Genomic DNA, 22,099 nt, shown 5'->3' with positions numbered 1-22,099 from the left:
TTTACGGATTAATTTTTGATTTAAACACCTGTTTTCCGTCTTTGTATTCTAAGATAGTTGCTGATTTGATTGGATTATGGTTTTTATCAATTGAAACAACACCAGTAATTAAAGGAAGATCTTTTGTTTCTGCTAAAGCATTTTTTACTTTTTCCGAATCAGTGCTTCCAGCTCTTTCAATTGCATCTTTTAATAAATAAACAGAATCGTAGCCTAGTGCATTAAATGCATCAGGATTTTTATCTTTATTCTTTTCTTTAAACGTACTTACAAACTTTTGAATTTTTTCATCTGGATCTTCAGAAGAATAGTGGTTTGTAATATACGTATTATTTAATGCGTCTTTCCCAGCAAGATCAACTAATTTCGGTGAATCCCAACCATCTGCACCCATAAACGGTACAGTAATGCCTAATTCACGAGCTTGTTTAATGATTAAGCCCACTTCTTCATAATAACCAGGGATAAAAATAAAATCTGGTTTCTTCGCTTTAATTCGAGTTAAAGTAGAGCTGAAATCTGTATCTTTTGCTACATAAGCTTCTTCAGAAACAATATTCCCGCCATTTGCTTTAAACGTTTCTTTAAAAGAAGCTGCCAATCCTTTTGCATAATCACTTGCACTATCAGCAAAAATCGCTGCATTTTTAATTTTTAATTCTTTCGATGCAAAGTTTGCTGCAATCGTTCCTTGGAAAGGATCAATGAATGAAGTACGGAATGCATACTCATTTACAGAACCGTCCTTGTTTACCGTAACATTAGGTGCAGTTGCGGACGGAGATAAGATAACTGTTTTATTTTCATTTGCAATTTGCACTTGTGCCACTGTATCACCACTTGTTGCCGCGCCAATAATTGCTGATACTTTATCTTGTGTAATTAATTTAAGCGCTCCATTTGTAGCTTCCGTAAGATCGGATTTATTATCGACTTTTACAGGTTTGATTTGTTTACCGTCAATACCGCCAGCTTCATTGATTTCGTCAATCGCAAGATCAATTCCATCTTCAAGTGATTGTCCATAAGAAGCAACCGCTCCAGATAATTCTAAGTTTACTCCTAACTTAATTTCATCTTCAGATGACTTGTTTGCTCCTCCCGCACTACAACCAGATAAAATACCTGCCGCAAGTACAGAAGACGTTAATAAAACTTTTAGTTGTTTCTTCATTTTCAGTTCCCCTTCTTCTATTTATCTTTTTAAGTATTCTGAAAATAACACCAATTCAGAACAAACTATAGTCCTTTCTAAAAGTACATTTGCTATTTTAAAACAAAACTTTCGTATTTGTCTAGTCCAATTTTTCACAAATTAAACAAGTCTGAAAATTATTATAATAAAACAAATAAATGTTAAAAACCAACCAATTTTCCGCTATACATTCTTATTCAATCCAGAAAAACAGCTTGTTTTCAGCGGCTATCAAACAATAAACATTATTTTAAAATACTAAAACCTTTTTAATTTTTGTAATTGTGAATTTTATGTGAATATAATAGTTTTCCGTCATTTACACTTCACGAAATGTAAGGACTTCTAACGTTTCTTGTTATATCCAACATTACAAAAACCAAGTTCTAATTGTGAACTTGGTTTTACGATTAACTTCTCTTTTTACCGTGGCGAATAAGAAATAAAAAGTAAGGTACCCCTATAATCGCTGTTATGATGCCTGCCGGGATTTCTACTGGCGGATTCAACCCTCTTCCTATCCCATCTGCAACTACTAAAAGCAGGGCACCTATTATTGCAGATCCAGGTATAAGATAAAGGTGGCTTGATCCAAATATCCGCTTGGCTATATGTGGAGCAATGAGCCCGATAAATCCAATGGAGCCGATTGCGGCCACACAAGCTCCTGCCAATGCTACCGATATTATTAACAGATGATACCTAGTCTGTTTCACTTTTAATCCCAGCCCAGTTGAAACTGTTTCGTCAAAACTTAAGATGTCTAACTGCTTATATAATAAAAAGGAGACGGGAAGAAGAACAATAATCCATGGAAATAGTCCGTAAACTTCTTCCCAGCTTTTCCCCCAAATGCTGCCTGCCAACCAAACGAGTGAGTCGTTTGCCTGCAACGGGTATTTCACAAGAAAATATTCTGTAATAGCCTGGCATATAGCGCCTAGTGCAATCCCTACTAATGCAATAGTACTGGATTCTGCCCCAATTTTATTCGATATAATTAGCAAAAGGATGCATATAAAGGCAGCCCCAATAAAAGAAAAGACAGGAAGAATAGAAGTAGTTACACTCGGAATAAAAATAATGATAATGACAGCAAATAAACCAGCGCCTTTTGTAATTCCGACGATATCCGGTGAAGCGAGAGGATTTCTGATCACGCTTTGCAAAATAACACCAGAAACAGCAAAACCGCTGCCAGCTAACATCGCAATTATTATTCTAGGCAAACGATAATTTTCTACAATAAATGCTGCACCTTGATTTTCTCCTGCAAAATAAAGAGCGGTATCTACAGGATTAATGTAAATACTGCCGACTCCTATCATCAAATAGGCGGCAGAAATAAGCAGCAATAGCAATATGCCAATACGTACCATATAAGGAATGGCAACTTTACGTTTAGTCATCTGATTATACATAGTTCACACTCCTTTTTTCGTCTTATTTCTTGCAAGATAAAGAAAAAACGGAGCACCTATAATAGCAGTAATAATGCCGACTGGAGATTCATAAGGATACGCAATAAAGCGTGACAATACGTCAGCATATGTTAATAAAATCGCTCCACATAATGCGGAAATAGGAATCACCCTTCGATAATCTCCACCAACCATCTTTCTGGCAATATGGGGAATCATCAATCCGATAAAGCCTACTGATCCAGCCACCGCAACGGATGAACCTGCCAAAATAACAACCATGATGGCGGTGATTAGTTTGATTACCTGAATTTTCAACCCTAACCCAATAGCAGTTTCCTCACCTAAACGGAAAATCGTTAATGATTTTGCTAGTAGCATAGAGGAAACAATGCCGAAAATAGACCATGGCAATATGATTTTGACATCACTCCATGTAGCACCGCTTATCGCTCCTGATAACCAAAAAAGGACATTAGAGATTTGCTCATTAAAGATAAGCATTCCTTGTGTAAAAGACGATAATAACAAATGCACTGCCATTCCTACTAAGGCAATCTTCATATTGGACATTTCTTTTGAGGCAGCAAAAGAATAAACGATAAAACCGCCTACAACGGATCCTAAAAAGGCAAAATAAACGAGATTTGCAGCATTAATTTTCGGAAGAAAAATAATAGAAAACACCACAACAAAAGAAGCACCTGCATTTATTCCAAAAACTTGAGGAGACGCAAGAGGATTTCTTGTCAACGCCTGCATTAAAGCACCTGCAATCGCTAAATTCGTCCCAATAATAACACCAAGCATCGCCCTTGGTAAGCGGATTGTTTCAAAAACGAGCAATTCTTTTGATTTTTCCTGATCCAACCATTGCTGCAACAGCGTAGATATGGAAATGGAAGTCGTACCGATAAAAACGCTGATACATATTCCAATAAACAAAAGTACAAACAATAATAAATAGAGGCTAAAAAGGTTCCATTTCGTCTTATTAAGAATAGTCTGATTCAAAAATTAACCTCCCTTGGCTATCATTTAATAACTCTTTTCGTATAGATTGTTGAAATTTAACCCGCAGCCTGAATACACTTCGCTTTCCGCGGACGAGTGCCGAGCCTCCTCGTCGCTATGCTCCTGTGGGGTCTCGTCTTTCTCGCTTTTCCCGCAGGAGTCTACGTGAATTCAGGCTGCTCCGTGCTTCAGCCATGTTTATTATTTTATTCAAAAACAACAAACTTTTAGAAAATAGCTTTAATAATAAGACTCTGTTAAATTCCATTGTTGATTTCCAAAAGGTCAGGGAATCCACTCCCTTTCCGCAGGAGTCTCACAGATTCCCTTCTTATAATTAACACTATCGTTTAACAGAGCCAATAATAAATAAGAGAGCCAGATTTTAGTCTGACTCTCAAGGTATTTATAAACGCAAATTTTTCTTCGGTCCTCAGCTTCCTCGGATGCTACCATGACCTAAATGTGCTTAAAAATCCAACATATTTTGATCTGAATGAAGGGCTTTGAAATGGCGCTCATTTACATGCAGCGAGACAGATTTATTTGAACTTTTCATTCTCTGTATAGTTCAAAATTAAATGTAAAATATATTGTATAGGCCTCTTAAAAATGGTTAATATGACCATCAATTGCTATTATACAATATATCTGTTGCCTCCTCGACAATTTTTTCTGCTGACTTTAAGCCGCGATATCGAGTCCAGAGTGCTCTGTCTACTTCATAAACTTGATTATTTTTTACCGCAGCAATTTCATTCCAAAGCGGATTCTTTTTCCACTCTTCCAACAATGCTTTATCTGCTTCTGCCATAAAGATAACATCCGGATTCCATTCAACCATTTGCTCTAAATTAATATTGAATGTAGGCTCCTTTGCATCTTGAATAGCATTTTTCACGCCGATTTTTTCTAATAATTCTCCACCAAATGATGTTGATCCATGGGCACTTAGTGAATCTGCTCTAAACACTCCGATCAATATCTTTCTATTTTCATCGGAAGGAACTTCCTTTTTCACTTGATCAATGATTTCTGCATGTTTTGCAAGACGCTTTTCGCCTTCTGCTTCTTTATTTAATGTTTTTGCAATCGTTTTAAAAGAATCTAAGTTTTCTTCATAAGAAGTATTTCTGCTTTTTAGGATAATAGTTGGTGCAATTTTTGATAGTTCATCATAAATATCTTTATGACGGTTTAAGTCTCCAATAATCAAATCAGGCTGTAACGCACTTATTGCTTCTAGATTTGGCTGTTGTCTTGTTCCAACAGAAGTATACTTAATTTTTTGTCCTAATAAACCTTCTACATCATCATCGTTTTCATGTGCGATTCCTACAGGCGCTACACCAAGCTCCCATAATCCGTCTACAAATGAAAATTCAAGAGCCACAATTTTTTTCGGCTCGCCGACAATTGGTGTTTCTCCTAATTCATGTTTGATTACTCTAGTTTCCTCGCTGCTTTTCTCTTTATTATCAGAGTTGGATGATTCTGTTTTTCCACACGCTGCCAAAAAAGAAGAGATGATAATAACTAACATGATGCTAAATGCCGTTATTTTATTTCTATTTTTCATTTTCTTTCCCCTTTATGTAAAGTAATTAATAACGAATATCATTTTCATTAAATATAAACATATTCTAACAATGTAAAAGTAAAACAACAAGTATAGTAATAAAAAAAACTTTTTTAATTAAGCCACTCTGAAAAGAAGTTCCGCAGCGCGCATACACTTACGCTTTCCGCGGGCGAGCGCCGAGCCGCTTCGTCGCTACGCTCCTGCAGGGTCTCGTCTGTCTCGCTTTCCCGCAGGAGTCTTCGTGTATTCACGCTGCTCTGTGCTATAAATGTGGAGACTGCTTCTTTCCATGTGCCATGGTGCGAATTTTTATTAGCGTGGGGTCTCTGTTAACTTGCCTGTTGATTTCCGCTCTAATTAACAAAGTATAAAAATCAACAATTAGCTTTAACACAGCCTTTATTTAAAAAAAGTAAACTATTATTTATGGACCATTTTTCTAATTATTTTCCGATTCCGTTCATGAAAAACATCATTATGACTAGAAACCATAGCACTTTTATCTGCTTCTGGCTCAATAAACCGTTTTGCTTTATTTACTGCATTTGCAGCATCTTGAAAGGCCCCAGCAATTAACTGAACTTTTCCTTCATGTTTTAAAATATCACCAGCTGCATATATTCCAGGTATCGACGTTTCGCTCATTGCATTCCCTGCAATATAAAAATCTTCCAGCATTTGAATGTCTAATTTACTATTTTTCAATAATGATGAATCCATTTCGTAACCGTGATTGATGACAACTTCATCAACTGTTAAAGTACTTCTTTCATTTGTTTGATGATTTGTCAGCTCAACTGATGCAATTTCTTTTCCATTATCCATTGCGATTAATTTTGTAATAGATGTATGAAATAAACATTCAACTGAGCTTTTTAATAGTTCCGTTGCGTTTGCTTCATGACCTTTCATCGCATCTTTCCGACAAGTTAAATATACTTTTTTCGCAATAGGTTCTAATTCTAGCGCCCAATCTAAGCTTGAGTTCCCGCCTCCGGAAATTAAAACTACTTTATCTTTAAAGTGCCGATACGATTTTACTGTATAATGTAAGTTTGATACCTCAAATCTTTCTGCTCCTTCAATCGTTAATTTCTGTGGTGTTATGATGCCACTTCCAACAGCAACAATAACCGTTTTGGAGTAGTGGTATTCACCGGCTTCTGTTTCAAGCATAAAAATTCCCTCTTCATTTTTTGAAATGGACTTAATTTTTGTATTTAATATTACCTCAGGTTGAAAAGTAAGCCCTTGCTCTACAAGCTGCTCCCTTAATTTCTCACCTGGAAGCGGGGCATGGCCACCTACATCCCAAATCATTTTTTCTGGATATAAATGCAGTTTGCCGCCTAATTGTGGCAAATATTCAATGATCTTCGTTCTCATTTCTCTAAGTCCACTATAAAAAGCAGAGTAAAGCCCAGCAGGTCCTCCACCAATAATCGTTACATCGAATAATTCTGCACTTTTCATCATCGTTCACTCCTCAATAATAAAGTTATTGATTATCATTCTCAATAAATAGTATCTCTTTTTATCATTTTTTACAATCATGTATTGACAGATAATTCAAAGGATATTACTATTTAACTAGACATTAATGATTATCATTCTCAATTACTGCTTTCGTAAAGATTGTTGCTTTTAAAATCACAGACTGAATACACTTCGCTTTCCGTGGGCGAGCGTCGAGCCTCCTCGTCGCATACGCTCCTGCGGGTTCTCGTCTTTCTCGCATTCCCACAGGAGTCTACGTGTATTCAGTCTGCTAAGTACTTCTTCTCCAATTTTTTGTGTAAAAAACAACAAATTTTGAGAAAACATCTTTTTCCATAATAAAAAACGAGGAGGAATATAATGGTTCGACTATATACCGAAGATATAAGCATTGGCTATGGGGAAAAACTGATTGTCAAAGACCTTTGTGTAGAAATACCGGATAAAAAAATCACGACAATTATTGGTTCAAACGGATGTGGAAAATCAACCTTATTAAAAGCGATTACTCGTATTATTTCCCATCAATCCGGATCCGTTATTTTGGACGGGGAAAATATTTCAAAAGTAAACACGAAGAGTTTGGCCAAAAAGATGGCTATTCTTCCTCAAACTCCAGAAGCGGTAATGGGGTTGACTGTTGGAGAATTAGTTTCCTATGGAAGATTCCCACATCAAAAAGGGTTTGGGAAATTAACGACAAAGGATATAGAAGCAATTGACTGGGCGCTTGAAGTCACCGGTACAAAAGAATTTAAACATCGCCCTGTCGACGCTTTGTCTGGCGGTCAAAGACAACGTGTTTGGATTGCAATGGCACTTGCTCAAGAAACAGATATTATTTTTCTAGATGAGCCTACCACCTATTTAGATATGGCTCACCAGCTTGAAGTGCTTGAACTATTACAAAAACTGAACATAGAACAGGAAAGAACGATTGTGATGGTGCTGCACGACCTTAATCAGGCAGCACGATTTGCCGATTATATTGTGGCGCTTAAAGACGGGGAAGTCGTGAAAGCTGGCAGTTGCGAAGAAGTCATTACCCATGAGGTTCTCAAAGAAGTATTTCAAATTGATGCTGAAATCGGCAGAGATCCAAGAACAAACAAACCAATGTGTCTAACCTACCATCTAATTAAAGGAGAAAACAACTATGAAAAAACTGTTAGTCCCATTTATTCTAATCTTAGCGTTAGTTATTAGCGCATGCGGTAACAAAACATCAGAAAAAACAAGCAGCGATTCAAAAAAGGAAGAGTCTAAAACCATTACATACCAATCAGAAAATGGTCCTGTTGACGTTCCGGCAGATCCAAAAAGAGTGGTCGTATTATCATCCTTTGCAGGAAATGTGATGTCTTTAGGCGTGAACGTTGTTGGCGTAGATTCCTGGACGAAAATGAATCCGCGTTTTGATGAGAAATTAAAAAATGTTCAAGAAGTTTCGGATGAAAACCTAGAAAAAATTATTGAATTAAACCCTGATTTAATTGTCGGTTTAGACAATGTTAAAAATGTAGATAAGTTAAAAGAAATTGCTCCAACCGTTATCTTTACATACGGAAAAGTAGATTATTTAACACAGCATTTAGAAATAGGTAAACTATTAAATAAAGAAAAAGAAGCACAGGCTTGGATAGATGACTTTAAAAAACGTGCACAAAGTGCCGGAGAAGAAGTCAAGGAAAAGATCGGCAAAGATGCTACCGTTTCTGTTATTGAAAACTACGACAAACAACTTTATGTTTTTGGAAATAACTGGGGTCGTGGTACAGAAATTCTTTATCAAGAAATGAAATTAAACATGCCGGAAAAAGTAAAAAAGATGGCGCTTAAAGATGGTTATTATGCATTATCACAAGAGGTTCTTCCAGAGTTTTCCGGCGACTATCTTATCGTGAGCAAATACAATAACCAAGATAACTCATTCCAAAAAACCGACACATACAAAAAAATTCCAGCGGTTAAAAATAACCATGTATATGAGGCAAACGCAAATGAATTCTACTTTAATGATCCATTAACGCTAGATTATCAACTAGAATTCTTCAAGCAGCATTTTCTGCAAAACTAATTGTTTGTAGGCAGCATTATTTTTTTAATAGTAATGCTGCTTTTTTCATAGTTAGAAAAAACCTACTATATTATAGAAAGAAAAGATGATAGATGACAAAAGAAACTCAACTTAATAAGTCTCTTACTTGGAAATTTACGATAGGATCTATTTTACTTTTGGCTGTTTTTTTTATTGCGATGATTTTAGGTGCCGCAGATACAGCAGTAAAAGATGTTTGGCTAGCACTTACCTCTGATATAAAAAACGATAAAATAACCTTGCTTCGTGAAATTCGTTTACCAAGGGAAGTAGCAGGAATAACCGTCGGAGCCGCATTAGGTGTTTCTGGTGCTATTATGCAAGGAATGACAAAAAATCCACTCGCTGATCCAGGTTTGCTCGGATTAACAGCAGGAGGAAATTTTGCCCTTGCTTTAACTCTTGCCTTTATTCCATCCGCTAATTATTTCACTATCATGATTGCTTGTTTTATTGGATCTGCCATTGGAACATTGTTGGTATTTGGGGTCGGATTAATAAAACGAACTGGATTTACTCCCGTAAAGCTTATATTGGCTGGGTCAGCAATTTCAGCATTTTTAACTGCTCTTGCAGAAGGGATTAGCATTTATTTTAAAATATCAAAAAATGTATCCTTGTGGACCGCTGGTGGGCTAATTGGCACAACTTGGGGGCAGCTCAAGCTTGTCATTCCATTTGTTTTAATTGGAATATTTATTTCTATTTTTTTATCAAGACAACTTACTATATTAAGCTTAAGCGAAGATGTGGCTGTCGGTTTAGGACAAAAAACAAAGTATATAAAAACGATTCTTTTTATTGTGATTACCATTTTAGCCGGTTCCGCTGTTGCACTGGTTGGAAACATGGCATTTATTGGGTTAATGATTCCACATATCGTCCGAGCTATTATTGGACCCGATTACCGTTTTGTTATCCCGATGTCCGCAATATGTGGAGCAATATTTATGTTAATTGCGGATACGTTAGGAAGAACGATTCACGCACCTTATGAAACACCTGTCGTAGCAATTGTTGCCATGTTAGGATTGCCTTTCTTCTTATTTATAGTAAAAAAAGGAGGGCAAGCATACTGATGATTCATCCATCTTTACTTAAGAAACAGCGCATTACATTATTGATTTTAATACTAGCCATTGTTGCTACTATTTTTATTAGTTTAGGCTTAGGAGCCTCTTCATTATCTTATAATCGATTAATGCCATCATTTTTGGGAAGCGGATCATTTAAAGAAGAGTTTGTATTATATTCCATTCGACTGCCTAGAATTATTATTACATTTTTATCTGGTATAGCCCTCGCTTTATCAGGTGCTATTTTACAAGGGATAACCCGAAATGATCTTGCTGACCCTGGAATTATTGGCATTAACTCAGGGGCAGGGGTAGCTATTGCTGTTTTCTTCTTATACTTTCCAATAGAGGCTGGAAGCTTTACCTATTTGATTCCGTTTTTTGCTTTTATTGGTGCTATCATAACATTTGGTTTTATCTATTTCTTTTCCTATGATCGGACATTTGGGTTCCAGCCAACAAGGCTCGTATTAGTCGGCGTAGGATTTTCCATGGCATTGTCTGGCTTCATAATTGTACTTATTTCTTCTGCAGACCGTGCGAAAGTTGATTTTATTGCGACCTGGTTAGCAGGTAATATTTGGGGAGATGATTGGATATTTATATATGCCATACTGCCATGGCTAATTATTCTTATCCCTTTTACGATGTTTAAAGCATACCGTCTAGATCTTCTCGGGCTCAGTGAGCCTGTCACAGTTGGTCTTGGTGTATCAATTAGCAAAGAAAGAAGCATCCTCTTTATAGCTGCCATTGCACTTGCTGCAGCAGCTGTTTCAGCCGCCGGAAGCATTGTTTTTATCGGACTAATGGCTCCTCATATCGCTAAAGCATTAGTAGGTCCGAGAAATCAGGTATTTCTTCCAGTTGCTATGCTAATTGGCGGCATGCTGCTTTTACTTGCAGATACAATCGGCAGAAATATTATCGATCCGAACGGTATACCTGTAGGCATTATGGTTGCTTTAATTGGGGGCCCATATTTTATTTTCTTGTTATTAAAAAAATAAATTAAGCAATTACTACTAAAATAGAGATTGATAAAATAATTTTATAACTGAATAAACTCCCAATATGATTGGGAGTTTTTCTTCATATTATTAATGAAGGCAATTATCCTTTAAGCGGAAAGCGAATGATAACCGTTGTCCCTTCTCTTTTGGCGCTTATTATATTTATTTCCCCATAATATTTTTTTATTATATTAAAGCATATCATCATTCCTAATCCGGTCCCTTTACTTTTTAGTGAATAAAAAGGGGTACCTAGTGATTGAACCTCTTCTTCTGTCATCCCTTCCCCTTCATCAATTACTCTAATTTCCACACTGTTTTTTTGCTTTACCGCCTGTATTTCGACTGATTGACCATAGTTGGATGCCTCTATTGCATTTTTTATTAAGTTAATCATTAACTGTTTAAATTCTATTAAATTCATCATGATAAAGCAGTCTGCTTGAATGTTTAAATAAATCTGATTATCTCGTAATAATCCATATGATTTCACTAAATCTGTTACACTTTTAAGCGCAGCAGCAACATCTATTTTTCTCATTCTTTTATCTCTATCTGGTTTCGCAACCATTAGAAATTGAGATATTACTTGTTCAGCTGTATTTAATTCATCAATCATTAAAGAAAAGTTTCTTTTCGTATCAGCATGAAGTGACGTATCTTTTTTGTAAAACTGCAAAAAACCTTTAACTACTGTCAATGGATTTCTTATTTCATGTGCGACTGCTGCAGCAAGCTGTCCCGTTGTAAGCAATCGCTCTGATTGTTGTAATTGCTCATAATATAATTGCTGTTTTTTAATTCGCGCCAAAGTAAACTGAAAAATAAAAAATAAAATTGCCTGACTTCCGATAAAATTAATAATATTACCAAAAATATTTATTTCCATATAGTTATACACCGGATCATCTTCCATTAAATAAATATAACTATGCGTCATTGTATATAAAATACCATTTAGAATTAACGAAAAATAAAATAACTTTGCATCAAAAAATAATATCGAAATAGCTGGAATAAAGCAGATGAAAATAAAACCTGACCATACTTCCGGGTATATAAAAAATAATGCATAAAAGTAAGTAGAACCTACTATCATAATGATTATTCTCAAAAGAGTTGTTTCAAATTTAGGATAAATTAAAAGCAGGATGGAAAAAAGAAATACTAGTACAATATGTAAATAGTTTCCGATTCGTAATTTTTCCAAACCATAGCATGTGGAAAAAATTCCAGCAATCATTAGAAAGATAATAACCGCCATAATATAGTAGTATAATTTTTGAGTCATTTCATTAAATTGCTTCATTTTGCAAACACCTTTTTAATTGAATATGTATTTATTTATTTATTAACAATTCTATCAAAAGAAGGTAACAATTAGTATCTTTTTTCAAATACTGCAAATTACATCTTGTTAATGCCATTATTCTCTTATTGTATTTCCAAACTTATCTTGCATTAAACCTTCTCTTTATTTAATAATGCTCTGTTAAACTTGCCCTTAGGTGTTCGCTTTCCGCAGGAGGTCTGGGAGCCTCCTCGGCACTGTGCGGAGGTCACTGAAAAAGTGGATGCTATGAAATATAGATAGTGAAAATCCAAGCACTCAGAGGTTTTCGTTCGGTTTTCCAAGGCTTACCACACGCTTTCCGCGGGGCGAGCGCCGAGCCTCCTCGTCGCTTTGCTCCTGTGGGGTCTCGCCTGTCTCGCTAATCCCGCAGGAGTCGTACGGACGCCTCTCCTAACCAACATGATGGTCGTTTTCAAACTCTCTATACCATTTTTATCCTACTAAATATAAGGGTTTTACCTATAATTTTTATAATTAAAATACTTCTTCAGCGGCCTCGCTGTGCGCCTGTGGGGTTTCCCTCTGCCTCGCTTTCCCAGCAAGAGTCTCACGCTTTCCACTCCAATCAACAGAGTGTCAATATTAAACAACACAGCCTTTAATAAAAACAAAAAATGAGCCCTCTAAGACAGGCTCAACCTTAATGAATAGTAATCAGAATGATTCCGCTGCTACCTATCACTCTTATTCCCAAATTAATTGCCAAGTGACTCCAAACTTATCCGTCACCCATGCTACTTGACGAAAATGAAGAATTGGTTCGGGTCCCATCATCACGACTCCCTCTTCCGATAGATTCGTAAATAAATGATCAAATTCTTTTTGATCTTTACATTCAATTAATGATGATACTGCCCAAGTAAATGCTGGACAATATTCTTTTTCCATATCCAGCACCATAAACTGCTGTCCCATTAGTTCAAATGTTCCATTAAGAAGCTTCCCTTCTTCTCCTCGATCTTCCTTTGAAATACGAGTTAGAGAAACCAATTTAGAATCTGGAAAAATAGAAATATAATAATTCATCGCCTCTTCTGCATTTCCACTAAACGTGAAAAACGGTGTAATCCTCTGTCTTGATTTTTCCATACTGTTCCCTCCATTCATCTTTCTATCTGTTTTTTTGGATTCTCCAAATAACCAGAATAATCGGGATGTACAGCTCCCCTCTTAAACTTGCCCATTTTCAGCAAAAAGCAAACTACTTTATTACTTTTATACTATCATTAATTGATTACTTTTCCCGAAATTTATTATTCTTCTTCAACACGTTTTTGCGTCTTCGCGTTGAAGTGTTAAAAAAAATTCATTGACGCTTATCGGAATCTTTTCTATAATTAACTCCAATATCAAAGCGATTGGGGACTTTTACCATGAAAGAATTTTTTCATAAATTATTGACAGGCATGAGTATAGGGATTGTCGTTTCGTTAATACCAAATGCATTATTAGGTGAATTATTAAAGTTATTAATACCTTCTTTTCCAGTTCTACAACATGTTTTAGATATTACAACCATTGTGATGAGCTTATTGCCGGTTATGATTGGGGTAATGGTCGGTGTTACTTTTAAGCTGCCATCTATTCAAACAGCAAGTGTAGGGATTGCTGCAATGGTCGGAAGTGGGGCTATTCAGAAAACTGCCGACGGTTTATTTGCGTTAAATGGCATTGGAATTGTTATTAATACTGGGATTACAGCAGCTTTAGCTGTACTATTTGTGCAATTTATCGGGAATCGATTTAAGGAGTATTCTATTCTTTTGCTGCCGACTTTAAGTATCTTAGTTCCTGGAATGATTGGCTACGTAATCTTACCTTATATCAAATCTACTACTGGTATAATTGGAGTAGGTATTGCAAACATCACATCGTTGCAGCCTGTTGTGATGGGTATGATTATTTCTGTTGTATTCTGCATCATTATTTTATCGCCAATTTCAACTGTTGGAGTTGCTACCGTAATTTCACTATCAGGCATCGGATCTGGCGCTGCCAATCTAGGAATTGTGGCAGCAGGCATCGGGCTAGCTATAGCCAGTTATAAAGCCAACGCACTTGGAACAGCATTAGCACATGTACTTGGTTCTCCAAAAATCCAAATGCGCAACTTCTTCATGAAGCCAAAAATTATTATCCCTATGGTTATTACAGCAGCATGTTTGGGAGCATTAGCAGGTTTATTAAATATTCAAGGTACACCATACAGCGCCGGTTTTGGATTATCTGGTTTAGTCGGGCCGCTAAACTATATGCACCTAGCTGAAGGCGGCTGGACAACCGAAAATATCCTTATTATGATAAGCACTTTCTTTATTCTTCCTTTTATCTTAAACGTTGTACTTATTTATGTATTTTCGAAAAAACTAAAGATGATTAAAGCAGACGATTATAAACTGCATTTTGATTGATTTTAAAAAAGCTGACTTTGAAAGTCAGCTTTTTTAAGCTTTGGCTGTTTTCGTATAGATTGTTGCTTTTAAAATCGCAGCCTGAATACACTTCGCTTTCCGTGGGCGAGCGTCGAGCCTCCTCGTCGCATACGCTCTGCTTAAGTCTCGTCTTTCTCGCATTCCCACAGGAGTCTACGTGTATTCAGTCTGCTGAGTACTTCTTCTCCCATTTTTATTTACGTAAAAAACAACACAAACTTTGAGATAACAACCTAAGCTTTTAATGCTAAATATTGTTTTAGTAGAACATTGTTTTGTATAATGTCTTCTAATGTATATTGATCGAGAACTTTTAAAAATTGCTGAAGCGCTTCATATAGTATGTGCTTTAACGAACATACAGGCGTAATAATACACTTGTTTTGATCCTCAAAACATTCTACAATATGAAAATCTTCTTCGGTTTTACGCACCAATTCTCCTATATTGATATCAGCTGGATTCATTGCTAAACGCATTCCTCCATTTCTGCCTCTTATTGTTTCGATATATCCCATTTTCCCTAAATTATAAATAATTTTCATTAAATGGTTTTTGGAAATATCGTAAATTTCCGCAATATCTTTTATATTGACTAGTTTCTCTTGATTATTATTTGCTAAATAGATTAATACCCGAAGTGAATAATCTGTATAACTAGTTAGTCTCATATTTATCCTTCCTATCCATATGTAGAATTATTACGTTTTTCATAGTGTAAATGTGAACACTTTGTTAATTTTTTAACATAAGACTCTAAAAGATGTATTTCAAATATTGCTTTTGTTGTTTATTCGTTCTAGTATTAAGAATATATATTTAATATACTACTATAAAAAAGGAGGCTTTTCATTATGCTATCACAGAAAACAATAGAAATTATTAAATCTACCGTTCCAGTATTAGAAGTGCACGGAGCACAAATTACAACTATTTTTTACAAAAATATGTTTGAAGCACATCCAGAATTATTAAATATCTTTAATCATACGAATCAAAAACAAGGAAGACAACAAACCGCCCTTGCAAACACGATACTTGCAGCAGCTAAGTATATAGATAAGCTTGAAACCATTATTCCTGTTATAAAACAAATCGCCCATAAACACCGCAGTTTAGCAGTGAAACCGGAACATTATCCAATTGTAGGACAATTTCTTCTGCAATCAATAAAAGAAGTTCTCGGAGAAGCCGCTACAGAAGAAATCATTAACGCTTGGACTGAAGCTTATGGTGTCATTGCAGATGTTTTTATTTCGATTGAAAAAGAAATGTATACAGAAGCCACCGACCAAAAAGATGGATGGAGCGACTATAAAAACTTTAAAGTAATGGATAAAGTAAAAGAAAGTGATTGTATTACGTCCTTTTATTTAGAAGCAGAAGACAATACTGCTTTACCTTCATTTAAACCTGGCCAATATATTTCAATCCGACTTTCTATTCCTGGAGAGAAATATTTATTTAACCGTCAGTATAGCCTGTCTGCTGCACCAAATAAAAAACATTTCCGAATTTCTGTAAAAAGAGAAGCAGAAGCAACTCAGCCTAATGGGATAGTATCGAACTATCTTCATGACAATATTAATATAGGAGATATACTGGAAGTTACGGCTCCTGCCGGTGAATTTACTCTTAACGACAAGATCGAACATTCAAAAGTTGTGTTTATAAGCGGTGGTGTAGGAATTACTCCATTTATGAGTATGCTAAATGCTATTGCTGAAAAACAGCCAAATCAAGAAATAGAATTTATTCACGCTTCAAGAAACGGCAGTGTTCAGGCATTTAAAGAAGAATTAACAACATTGGAAAAAGAATTAACGAACTTCCACTTATCTTTTGTATACGATAACCCTACTGCTGAAGATAAACAAAATAACCATTTCAAAAAGCAAGGGTTTATTGATACGGACTTATTACAAACAAGTATAACAAAAAAAGATGCTAACTACTTTGTATGTGGACCTGTTCCATTTTTACGCAGCATTCTTTCCAGTTTAAAAGAATTAGGTATTAACGATTCCCATATTCATTACGAATTTTTTGGTCCTTCCGTAAATTTAGAAAACGAAAGTTAATCAACTCACTAATTCTTTTTTACAAAATTATTAGTTTTATTTTATTATACATCTGTTCATAGCGCTAGTGAAAAAACTCGACGGAAATCGGAAACTAAATGAATTAAAATAGGCTGATTGACAAAGATTGTCGACCAGCCTATTTCTATTTAACGAGTTACAGCAATAATTCCCTCTTCCTCATCCAACACAAGCTTTATTCCAATATACGGATCTATATGCAAATACTCATCCATCCATAATCGCAAAGCTTCTATTATATTTTGTGTAACTAAAATTTGCTTGCGGTCATGGACATATGCTTCTGCAGAAAAACCATAATCATCATCGTACATTAATTCTACTTCCACTTCTTGCGGACTCACTTGCTTTTTCCGAGAAATATATACACAAATGGCATTGATGATGTCTTGTTCAGGAATTAATGTCTCCATCCATTGGCTTCCTGTCTTTTTTTATTTTTATAATATGAGAAGATTTTGCGGATTACTCCAATAACAAACACGATGGCAATCATGTTAATAATGAAGCCTAATATTGAACCTAATACTCCCATATTGGCAAATAAACTGCCAAATAATAATCCTGCAATTCCACCAACCATTAAGCCTCTCATGAATCCGCCAGAAAAGAAACCTTTTTTCGTATTGTTTTTTGTAGTAGTATTTGTATTATTTGTTTTCTTTTTTTGGAAAAATGAATTCGTATTAGTGTTAGAATTAGACTGATTAAAACTCTTTTTCCCGGACTTATATGATTTTGCTTCTACTGTTGTTGTTTGATCTTGAATCATACTCCCAATAGGTGAAAATAAAAGTGTTACTGTTAAAAATGCTGCAAATAATTTTTTCATCATTACTATTCCTCCATTATGTTTTTTTAAGGCTGTTTTCGTATAGATTGTTGCTTTTAAACTCGCAGCCCGAATACACTTCGCTTTCCGTGGGCGAGCGTCAAGCCTCCTCGTCGCATACGCTCCTGTGGGGTCTCGTCTTTCTCGCATTCCCACAGGAGTCTACGTGTATTCAGTCTGCTGAGTACTTCTGCTCCCATTTTTTCACGTAAAAAACAAAAAACTTTGAGAAAACAGCATTTTTAATTATTACTAAATCATTTTAATGTTCTTCTGTTTTTCTCCTCCTTTATAAAAACAAAAAACCTTCACCAACTAATTGGTAAAGGTTATTAATAGACATATTTATCCCTTTACCTAATTGGCAAAGGTCTCGCAAACAACATATTTGTTGCCAGTTAAGCCGGTGATTGATCCATCACGTATTGACGACATAACTGTTAGCTACTCCCCTTTGGAGTATATAAATAATTGTACAAGAACATTGTATAATAACAATAGGCTAACGTCAACTAACGAACTTAAAAACAGATTGAAAAAGGCAACTAGTGCTTATAACCAATCATTAAGTGAAAATTTAGATAGTTTAAACAATACACTAAAATCGAAAATAATGATAATATGTGGGAAAGGAAGTCATGTTATAAAACCTCACATAAGTTTTACCACCTATTTATTTTACTTCATTAATTAAGACATAACTTTCATTTTTTCAAACAATGATTACAGATGAAGGTGAATTTTATTAATAACATAAGAAAGGAATGAATTTTTATGAGCTTAGAAGCATTAAACGAAAGAGTAAAAAATGATCTAGCCTACCTTAACTTTGGAGGTCCAGATTGGGTTCGTCCTCTTCATCATCCTGAAGGCCATGTATACGATGTCGTCATTGTCGGTGGTGGACAAAGCGGTCTTGGCATCGCTTTTGGTCTATTAAAGGAGCGAGTATCCAATATTCTTATCATAGATGAAAATACGGAAGGATTAGAAGGACCTTGGGAAACATATGCACGAATGGTAACATTGCGTACTCCTAAGCAATTAACATCGATTGATCTTGGTGTCCCTTCTTTAACATTCCGTTCATGGTGGGAAGCACAAGTTGGTTCAGAAGGTTGGGAAGAGGTTGATAAAATCCCTCGTGGCGATTGGATGAACTATTTACGCTGGTATCGTAAAGTGCTTCAACTGCCGGTAATAAATGAAGTCAAGCTAAACGACATTGAACCAACAGAAGAAGGAGTTCATCGTTTACATATTGGTGGAGCAGGGGCTCCATCTGATACAATACTTGCGCGCAAAGTAATTTTAGCTACTGGCATTCAAGGCGGCGGAGAATGGCATGTACCGCCAATGATTTCCGATAAATTACCACGCAGCCTGTATGCGCACACCTCTGAATTTATTGATTTTGAAAAATTAAAAGGGAAAAAAGTTGCTGTTTTGGGTGGCGGAGCGTCGGCATATGATAATGCAAATTTCGCTCTATCAGAAGGTGTAGGCGAAGCACATGTATTTGTTCGCCGTACAGAAATGCCACGTATCAATCCTATCCGTCAAATGGAAGCTTCGGGAATGATTGAACGTTTTCCAGCATTGTCTGATGCAGATAAGTATGCAGCAATGTCCCATTTTTTCAAACATAATCAGCCACCAACAAATGACACGTTTAATCGGGCAGCTTCATGGCCTGGATTTAATCTACATTTAGGTGCGCCATGGCTCGATGTTGAAGCTACAATCGATGGTGCAGTCGTAACTACACCACAAGGAAAATTCACTTTTGATTTTCTTATCATCAGCACAGGATTGCTTACAGACCCAGGATTGCGTCCTGAGCTAAAGCGTGTCGAAAAGTATATTGCTCGCTGGTCGGATTATTATGAAGCTCCTGAAGAGGTATCAAATCCAATGCTTGATGCTCATCCATATTTAAGTCCCGGCTTCGCTTTCTTAAGTCGAAAAGAAGAAGGGAAAAAGCTTCTGCACGGCCTATTCGCCTTTAACTATTCTGCTTTAATCAGCTGTGGTCTAGCCGCTTCTGCCCTTTCCGGCATGCGCTACGGAGTACCAAAAATTGTATCAGCAGTTGCGGATGAGCTATTCCTTGACGACCGCGACCAAAACTTAAAAGACTTCTTTGAATATAATGTTCCTGAATTTATTGGGGAATGGCCGAAGAAAGAAGTAAAATCATAAACAGAAATAGGGAACAAGACAAGTCTCGTTGACTTGTCTTGTTTTTTTGTGTTCCACCATATTAAAACATGTAACATTACATCACTGTAGCATGTTCTTTTTTTAGAAAAAAAGACATAATCCACAGAAATTTCTCATGAAATAAATAGTAGTGATTTTATTACGGAAGTGAGGAAAAAACATGTATTATCCTCCTGTTAGAGAAACAAATAACCCAATGAAACGAAGTATGACATTGTTTGGAAATAGCATTCTTTCCTTGGAACCGAATATAGCTGTGGTTCAATTAGGTGTAGTAACAATGAATGTAGAGCTTAAGCTTGCCCAACAAGAAAACGCACGCATTATCCAACAAGTCATTCAATCTTTGTTGCAGCTAGGCATTGCTCAGAAAGATATTCAAACAATAGACTATACTATTTATCCTCAATACGACTATGTAGATGGCAAACAGCAATTTAAAGGGTATCAGGTAACACATATGCTTTCTGTTACAATTGAAAACATGGACCAAACGGGTGAAGTGATTGACACGGCTGTGCAAAATGGGGCAAATAGGGTATCAGATATTAAATTTACTGTTAAAAATAAAGATATTTATTATAAACAAGCGTTAAAAACAGCACTTGAAGATGCGATATCAAAAGCAAAAACATTGGCAAAATCCATGCGAGTCAACCTTGATCCCGTCCCTGTTAAAATCATCGAAAAATCAACCGAACCAGTTCCCCGCCCTTATAAAACGGTCGCGAGTTCGGAACTTGTAGGGGGGGTATCTACAACTATTGAACCAGGACAGATAACGATAGAAGCAAAATTAGAAGCGGAGTTTTATTACTTTTCGTAAAAAAATAAAAATGCATGTGGTGATGATGCCGCATGCATTTTTAAAACTTTTGACATTACCTATTCAAAAATAACCTTTGCTGCTTTTCTAATCTCTATTTTCCAATCAATTCCTGTTCCGATATTGTATAAACGAGAAAAGGAATCTTGATTGACTGCAACCCCGATGTTTACGAGTGAGTTTACGTATACTAACGGTTCGCCAATATTCACATCAGCGAAAGATTTAGAAAATTTAACAATATTTTGATAAACCTTTTTTGTTCCATGAAATATGGATACTTGTAAATAATCTCCATGATCAATTTGATTTTCTTTTACTAACGCAAGAGGAATATTAGTCCAAAGCGATCCAAATCGTATATCTAATACATCAATATTCCCGGCAATGATGCCATTTTTGGCTACTGAATCCTCAATCTTCAACTTTTCAACTGTTTCACATGGAACAACTTCTCCTAATTCTGTAAAACTTACTTCCTTGCAAGCTAATCTAGCACCGTTATAGGCATATATGTCGCGTCCATGGAAAGTATGACTTTCTTCAGAATGAGGCAGACGGCTTACTACTTCATTTATCACCCTTACTTCCTCAATTCCTTGATAATGTTCTATATGCGTTAATGTGCCATTATCGGGAGTAATAATATAATGACCAGATTTTGTTTTACAGACGATGCTACGGCGATCACTGCCAACTCCTGGGTCCACTACCGAAACAAAAACTGTTCCTTTTGGCCAATAGGAAACCGTCTGCAGCAAACGATACGAAGCTGCCCAAATATCATATGGCGGAATATCATGTGTTAAATCTTGGACTACTATCCCATTGCTTACTGTATAAGCAACACCATGCATAGCACTCACTGCTCCATCAGAAAGGCCAAAATCCGTTTGCAATACTAAATAGTTACTCATTTTAAAAAAACACTCCTTTAAAATTAAAGCTGTATCTTATACTATTCTCAATAGTTTAACCATTATTATCCATAAATAAAAAACGCCCTCTTACGAATTTCCATAATCAAACTCGTAAAAGGGCGTATTATACGCGTTACCACCTTTAATTCACATAAGCATCACTGCTTATGCCTCTACCAGTACTTAAGCTGTTTCTCGTCATACTGTTGCACGAATAACGGGTGCTTCCGTAGCGATCTAAAAAAGGTACACCCCTTTATTCAACCACTCGACTCCAAGACCATCTTCCAACTCTACTATCCACTGCCTGCTTTCACCAATCCAGGCTCTCTGTTAAGTTTCATTTCGAGTGTACTCTTCTTTTCTTCGTCATTTTTATTTTTCCCAAAAATCTTTGCATTAATCATGCCACGCACTAATAATTGTGTCAATATAAAATTGTCTGATTTTTCAAATACTAATTCTCTCTGTCTTTCTTTCTATGTCAATAAAAAAAGAAGTTTTGTAGAAACAC

At 35.9% G+C, this 22,099-nt stretch carries 19 protein-coding genes and 1 other annotated feature; of the genes, 8 read left to right on the top strand and 11 right to left on the bottom strand.

The annotated features are described in order from the left end of the window. Window position 1 precedes the first annotated feature (1 nt). The 5 genes from ACTXGU_RS07225 to ACTXGU_RS07205 all read right to left on the bottom strand — a co-directional run bounded on the left by ACTXGU_RS07225 (window position 2) and on the right by ACTXGU_RS07205 (window position 6,685). Entirely contained in the window at window positions 2-1,174 is a 1,173-nt protein-coding gene (locus tag ACTXGU_RS07225; RefSeq protein WP_443480828.1) for an ABC transporter substrate-binding protein, read from the bottom strand. Between the two features lie 431 nt (window positions 1,175-1,605). Further along, window positions 1,606-2,616, bottom strand: coding sequence for a FecCD family ABC transporter permease (locus ACTXGU_RS07220; RefSeq protein WP_443480827.1), 1,011 nt, complete (start codon window positions 2,614-2,616; stop codon window positions 1,606-1,608). Window positions 2,617-2,619: 3 nt separating this feature from the next. Continuing rightward, window positions 2,620-3,630, bottom strand: a complete 1,011-nt coding sequence (locus tag ACTXGU_RS07215; RefSeq protein ID WP_443480826.1) for a FecCD family ABC transporter permease — start codon at window positions 3,628-3,630, stop codon at window positions 2,620-2,622. A 628-nt stretch (window positions 3,631-4,258) separates the two neighbouring features. Beyond that, entirely contained in the window at window positions 4,259-5,209 is a 951-nt protein-coding gene (locus ACTXGU_RS07210) for an ABC transporter substrate-binding protein (RefSeq protein ID WP_443480825.1), read from the bottom strand. A gap of 423 nt (window positions 5,210-5,632) precedes the next feature. Beyond that, the gene (locus tag ACTXGU_RS07205) at window positions 5,633-6,685 is read right to left on the bottom strand and encodes an NAD(P)/FAD-dependent oxidoreductase (protein WP_443480994.1); all 1,053 of its coding nucleotides are present in this window, start codon (window positions 6,683-6,685) and stop codon (window positions 5,633-5,635) included. A 384-nt stretch (window positions 6,686-7,069) separates the two neighbouring features. Between ACTXGU_RS07205 and ACTXGU_RS07200 the strand changes: the two genes are divergently transcribed. The 4 genes from ACTXGU_RS07200 to ACTXGU_RS07185 all read left to right on the top strand — a co-directional run bounded on the left by ACTXGU_RS07200 (window position 7,070) and on the right by ACTXGU_RS07185 (window position 10,893). Further along, a complete protein-coding gene (locus ACTXGU_RS07200) occupies window positions 7,070-7,915 on the top strand; it encodes an ABC transporter ATP-binding protein (protein ID WP_443480824.1) in 846 nt (281 codons plus the stop codon). Further along, window positions 7,866-8,786 carry an iron-hydroxamate ABC transporter substrate-binding protein gene (locus ACTXGU_RS07195; protein WP_443480823.1) on the top strand — a complete coding sequence of 307 codons (921 nt, stop codon included), beginning with the start codon at window positions 7,866-7,868 and terminating at the stop codon, window positions 8,784-8,786. Before ACTXGU_RS07200 ends, ACTXGU_RS07195 begins: the two co-directional genes overlap by 50 nt. Before the next feature lie 92 nt (window positions 8,787-8,878). After that, window positions 8,879-9,886, top strand: a complete 1,008-nt coding sequence (locus tag ACTXGU_RS07190; protein ID WP_443480822.1) for a FecCD family ABC transporter permease — start codon at window positions 8,879-8,881, stop codon at window positions 9,884-9,886. Continuing rightward, complete coding sequence (locus ACTXGU_RS07185; RefSeq protein WP_443480821.1) at window positions 9,886-10,893, top strand: FecCD family ABC transporter permease; 1,008 nt, start codon at window positions 9,886-9,888, stop codon at window positions 10,891-10,893. Before ACTXGU_RS07190 ends, ACTXGU_RS07185 begins: the two co-directional genes overlap by 1 nt. 103 nt (window positions 10,894-10,996) lie before the next feature. Here ACTXGU_RS07185 and ACTXGU_RS07180 read toward each other — a convergent pair whose 3' ends face one another. Both ACTXGU_RS07180 and ACTXGU_RS07175 read right to left on the bottom strand, forming a co-directional pair. Next, window positions 10,997-12,205 carry an ATP-binding protein gene (locus ACTXGU_RS07180; protein ID WP_443480820.1) on the bottom strand — a complete coding sequence of 403 codons (1,209 nt, stop codon included), beginning with the start codon at window positions 12,203-12,205 and terminating at the stop codon, window positions 10,997-10,999. A 729-nt stretch (window positions 12,206-12,934) separates the two neighbouring features. Beyond that, window positions 12,935-13,339 (bottom strand): VOC family protein, encoded by a 405-nt coding sequence (locus ACTXGU_RS07175; protein ID WP_443480819.1) that lies wholly within the window; start codon window positions 13,337-13,339, stop codon window positions 12,935-12,937. A gap of 284 nt (window positions 13,340-13,623) precedes the next feature. On the opposite strand from ACTXGU_RS07175, the gene ACTXGU_RS07170 reads away from it, so the two are divergent. Then, window positions 13,624-14,661: a PTS transporter subunit IIC gene (locus ACTXGU_RS07170; protein WP_443480818.1), complete on the top strand. Its 1,038-nt coding sequence runs from the start codon at window positions 13,624-13,626 to the stop codon at window positions 14,659-14,661. 254 nt (window positions 14,662-14,915) lie between these two features. Here ACTXGU_RS07170 and ACTXGU_RS07165 read toward each other — a convergent pair whose 3' ends face one another. Beyond that, window positions 14,916-15,353 (bottom strand): RrF2 family transcriptional regulator, encoded by a 438-nt coding sequence (locus ACTXGU_RS07165; RefSeq protein ID WP_443480817.1) that lies wholly within the window; start codon window positions 15,351-15,353, stop codon window positions 14,916-14,918. A gap of 183 nt (window positions 15,354-15,536) precedes the next feature. Between ACTXGU_RS07165 and hmpA the strand changes: the two genes are divergently transcribed. Continuing rightward, window positions 15,537-16,763 carry an NO-inducible flavohemoprotein gene (gene hmpA / locus ACTXGU_RS07160; RefSeq protein ID WP_443480816.1) on the top strand — a complete coding sequence of 409 codons (1,227 nt, stop codon included), beginning with the start codon at window positions 15,537-15,539 and terminating at the stop codon, window positions 16,761-16,763. Between the two features lie 149 nt (window positions 16,764-16,912). Here the strand turns inward: hmpA and ACTXGU_RS07155 are convergent, their stop codons facing one another. After that, entirely contained in the window at window positions 16,913-17,197 is a 285-nt protein-coding gene (locus ACTXGU_RS07155; RefSeq protein WP_443480815.1) for a YxcD family protein, read from the bottom strand. After that, the gene (locus ACTXGU_RS07150; RefSeq protein ID WP_443480993.1) at window positions 17,185-17,616 is read right to left on the bottom strand and encodes a hypothetical protein; all 432 of its coding nucleotides are present in this window, start codon (window positions 17,614-17,616) and stop codon (window positions 17,185-17,187) included. Before ACTXGU_RS07150 ends, ACTXGU_RS07155 begins: the two co-directional genes overlap by 13 nt. Before the next feature lie 774 nt (window positions 17,617-18,390). Here ACTXGU_RS07150 and ACTXGU_RS07145 point away from each other — a divergent pair. Next, on the top strand, window positions 18,391-19,818 hold the full coding sequence (locus tag ACTXGU_RS07145) for an NAD(P)-binding domain-containing protein (protein ID WP_443480814.1): 1,428 nt from the start codon (window positions 18,391-18,393) through the stop codon (window positions 19,816-19,818). A 181-nt stretch (window positions 19,819-19,999) separates the two neighbouring features. Further along, window positions 20,000-20,665, top strand: a complete 666-nt coding sequence (locus ACTXGU_RS07140; RefSeq protein WP_443480813.1) for an SIMPL domain-containing protein — start codon at window positions 20,000-20,002, stop codon at window positions 20,663-20,665. A gap of 59 nt (window positions 20,666-20,724) precedes the next feature. Here ACTXGU_RS07140 and ACTXGU_RS07135 read toward each other — a convergent pair whose 3' ends face one another. After that, window positions 20,725-21,582 (bottom strand): SAM hydrolase/SAM-dependent halogenase family protein, encoded by an 858-nt coding sequence (locus tag ACTXGU_RS07135; protein WP_443480812.1) that lies wholly within the window; start codon window positions 21,580-21,582, stop codon window positions 20,725-20,727. A 115-nt stretch (window positions 21,583-21,697) separates the two neighbouring features. Continuing rightward, window positions 21,698-21,961, bottom strand: a binding site (T-box leader). Between the last annotated feature and the right edge of the window lie 138 nt (window positions 21,962-22,099).

The sequence above is a fragment of the Niallia sp. 01092 genome, assembly GCF_052318935.1.
Classification (GTDB): domain Bacteria; phylum Bacillota; class Bacilli; order Bacillales; family Cytobacillaceae; genus Niallia.
Note: the sequence above shows the minus strand (reverse complement) of the source record. Positions and strands in the feature narration are given on the sequence as shown.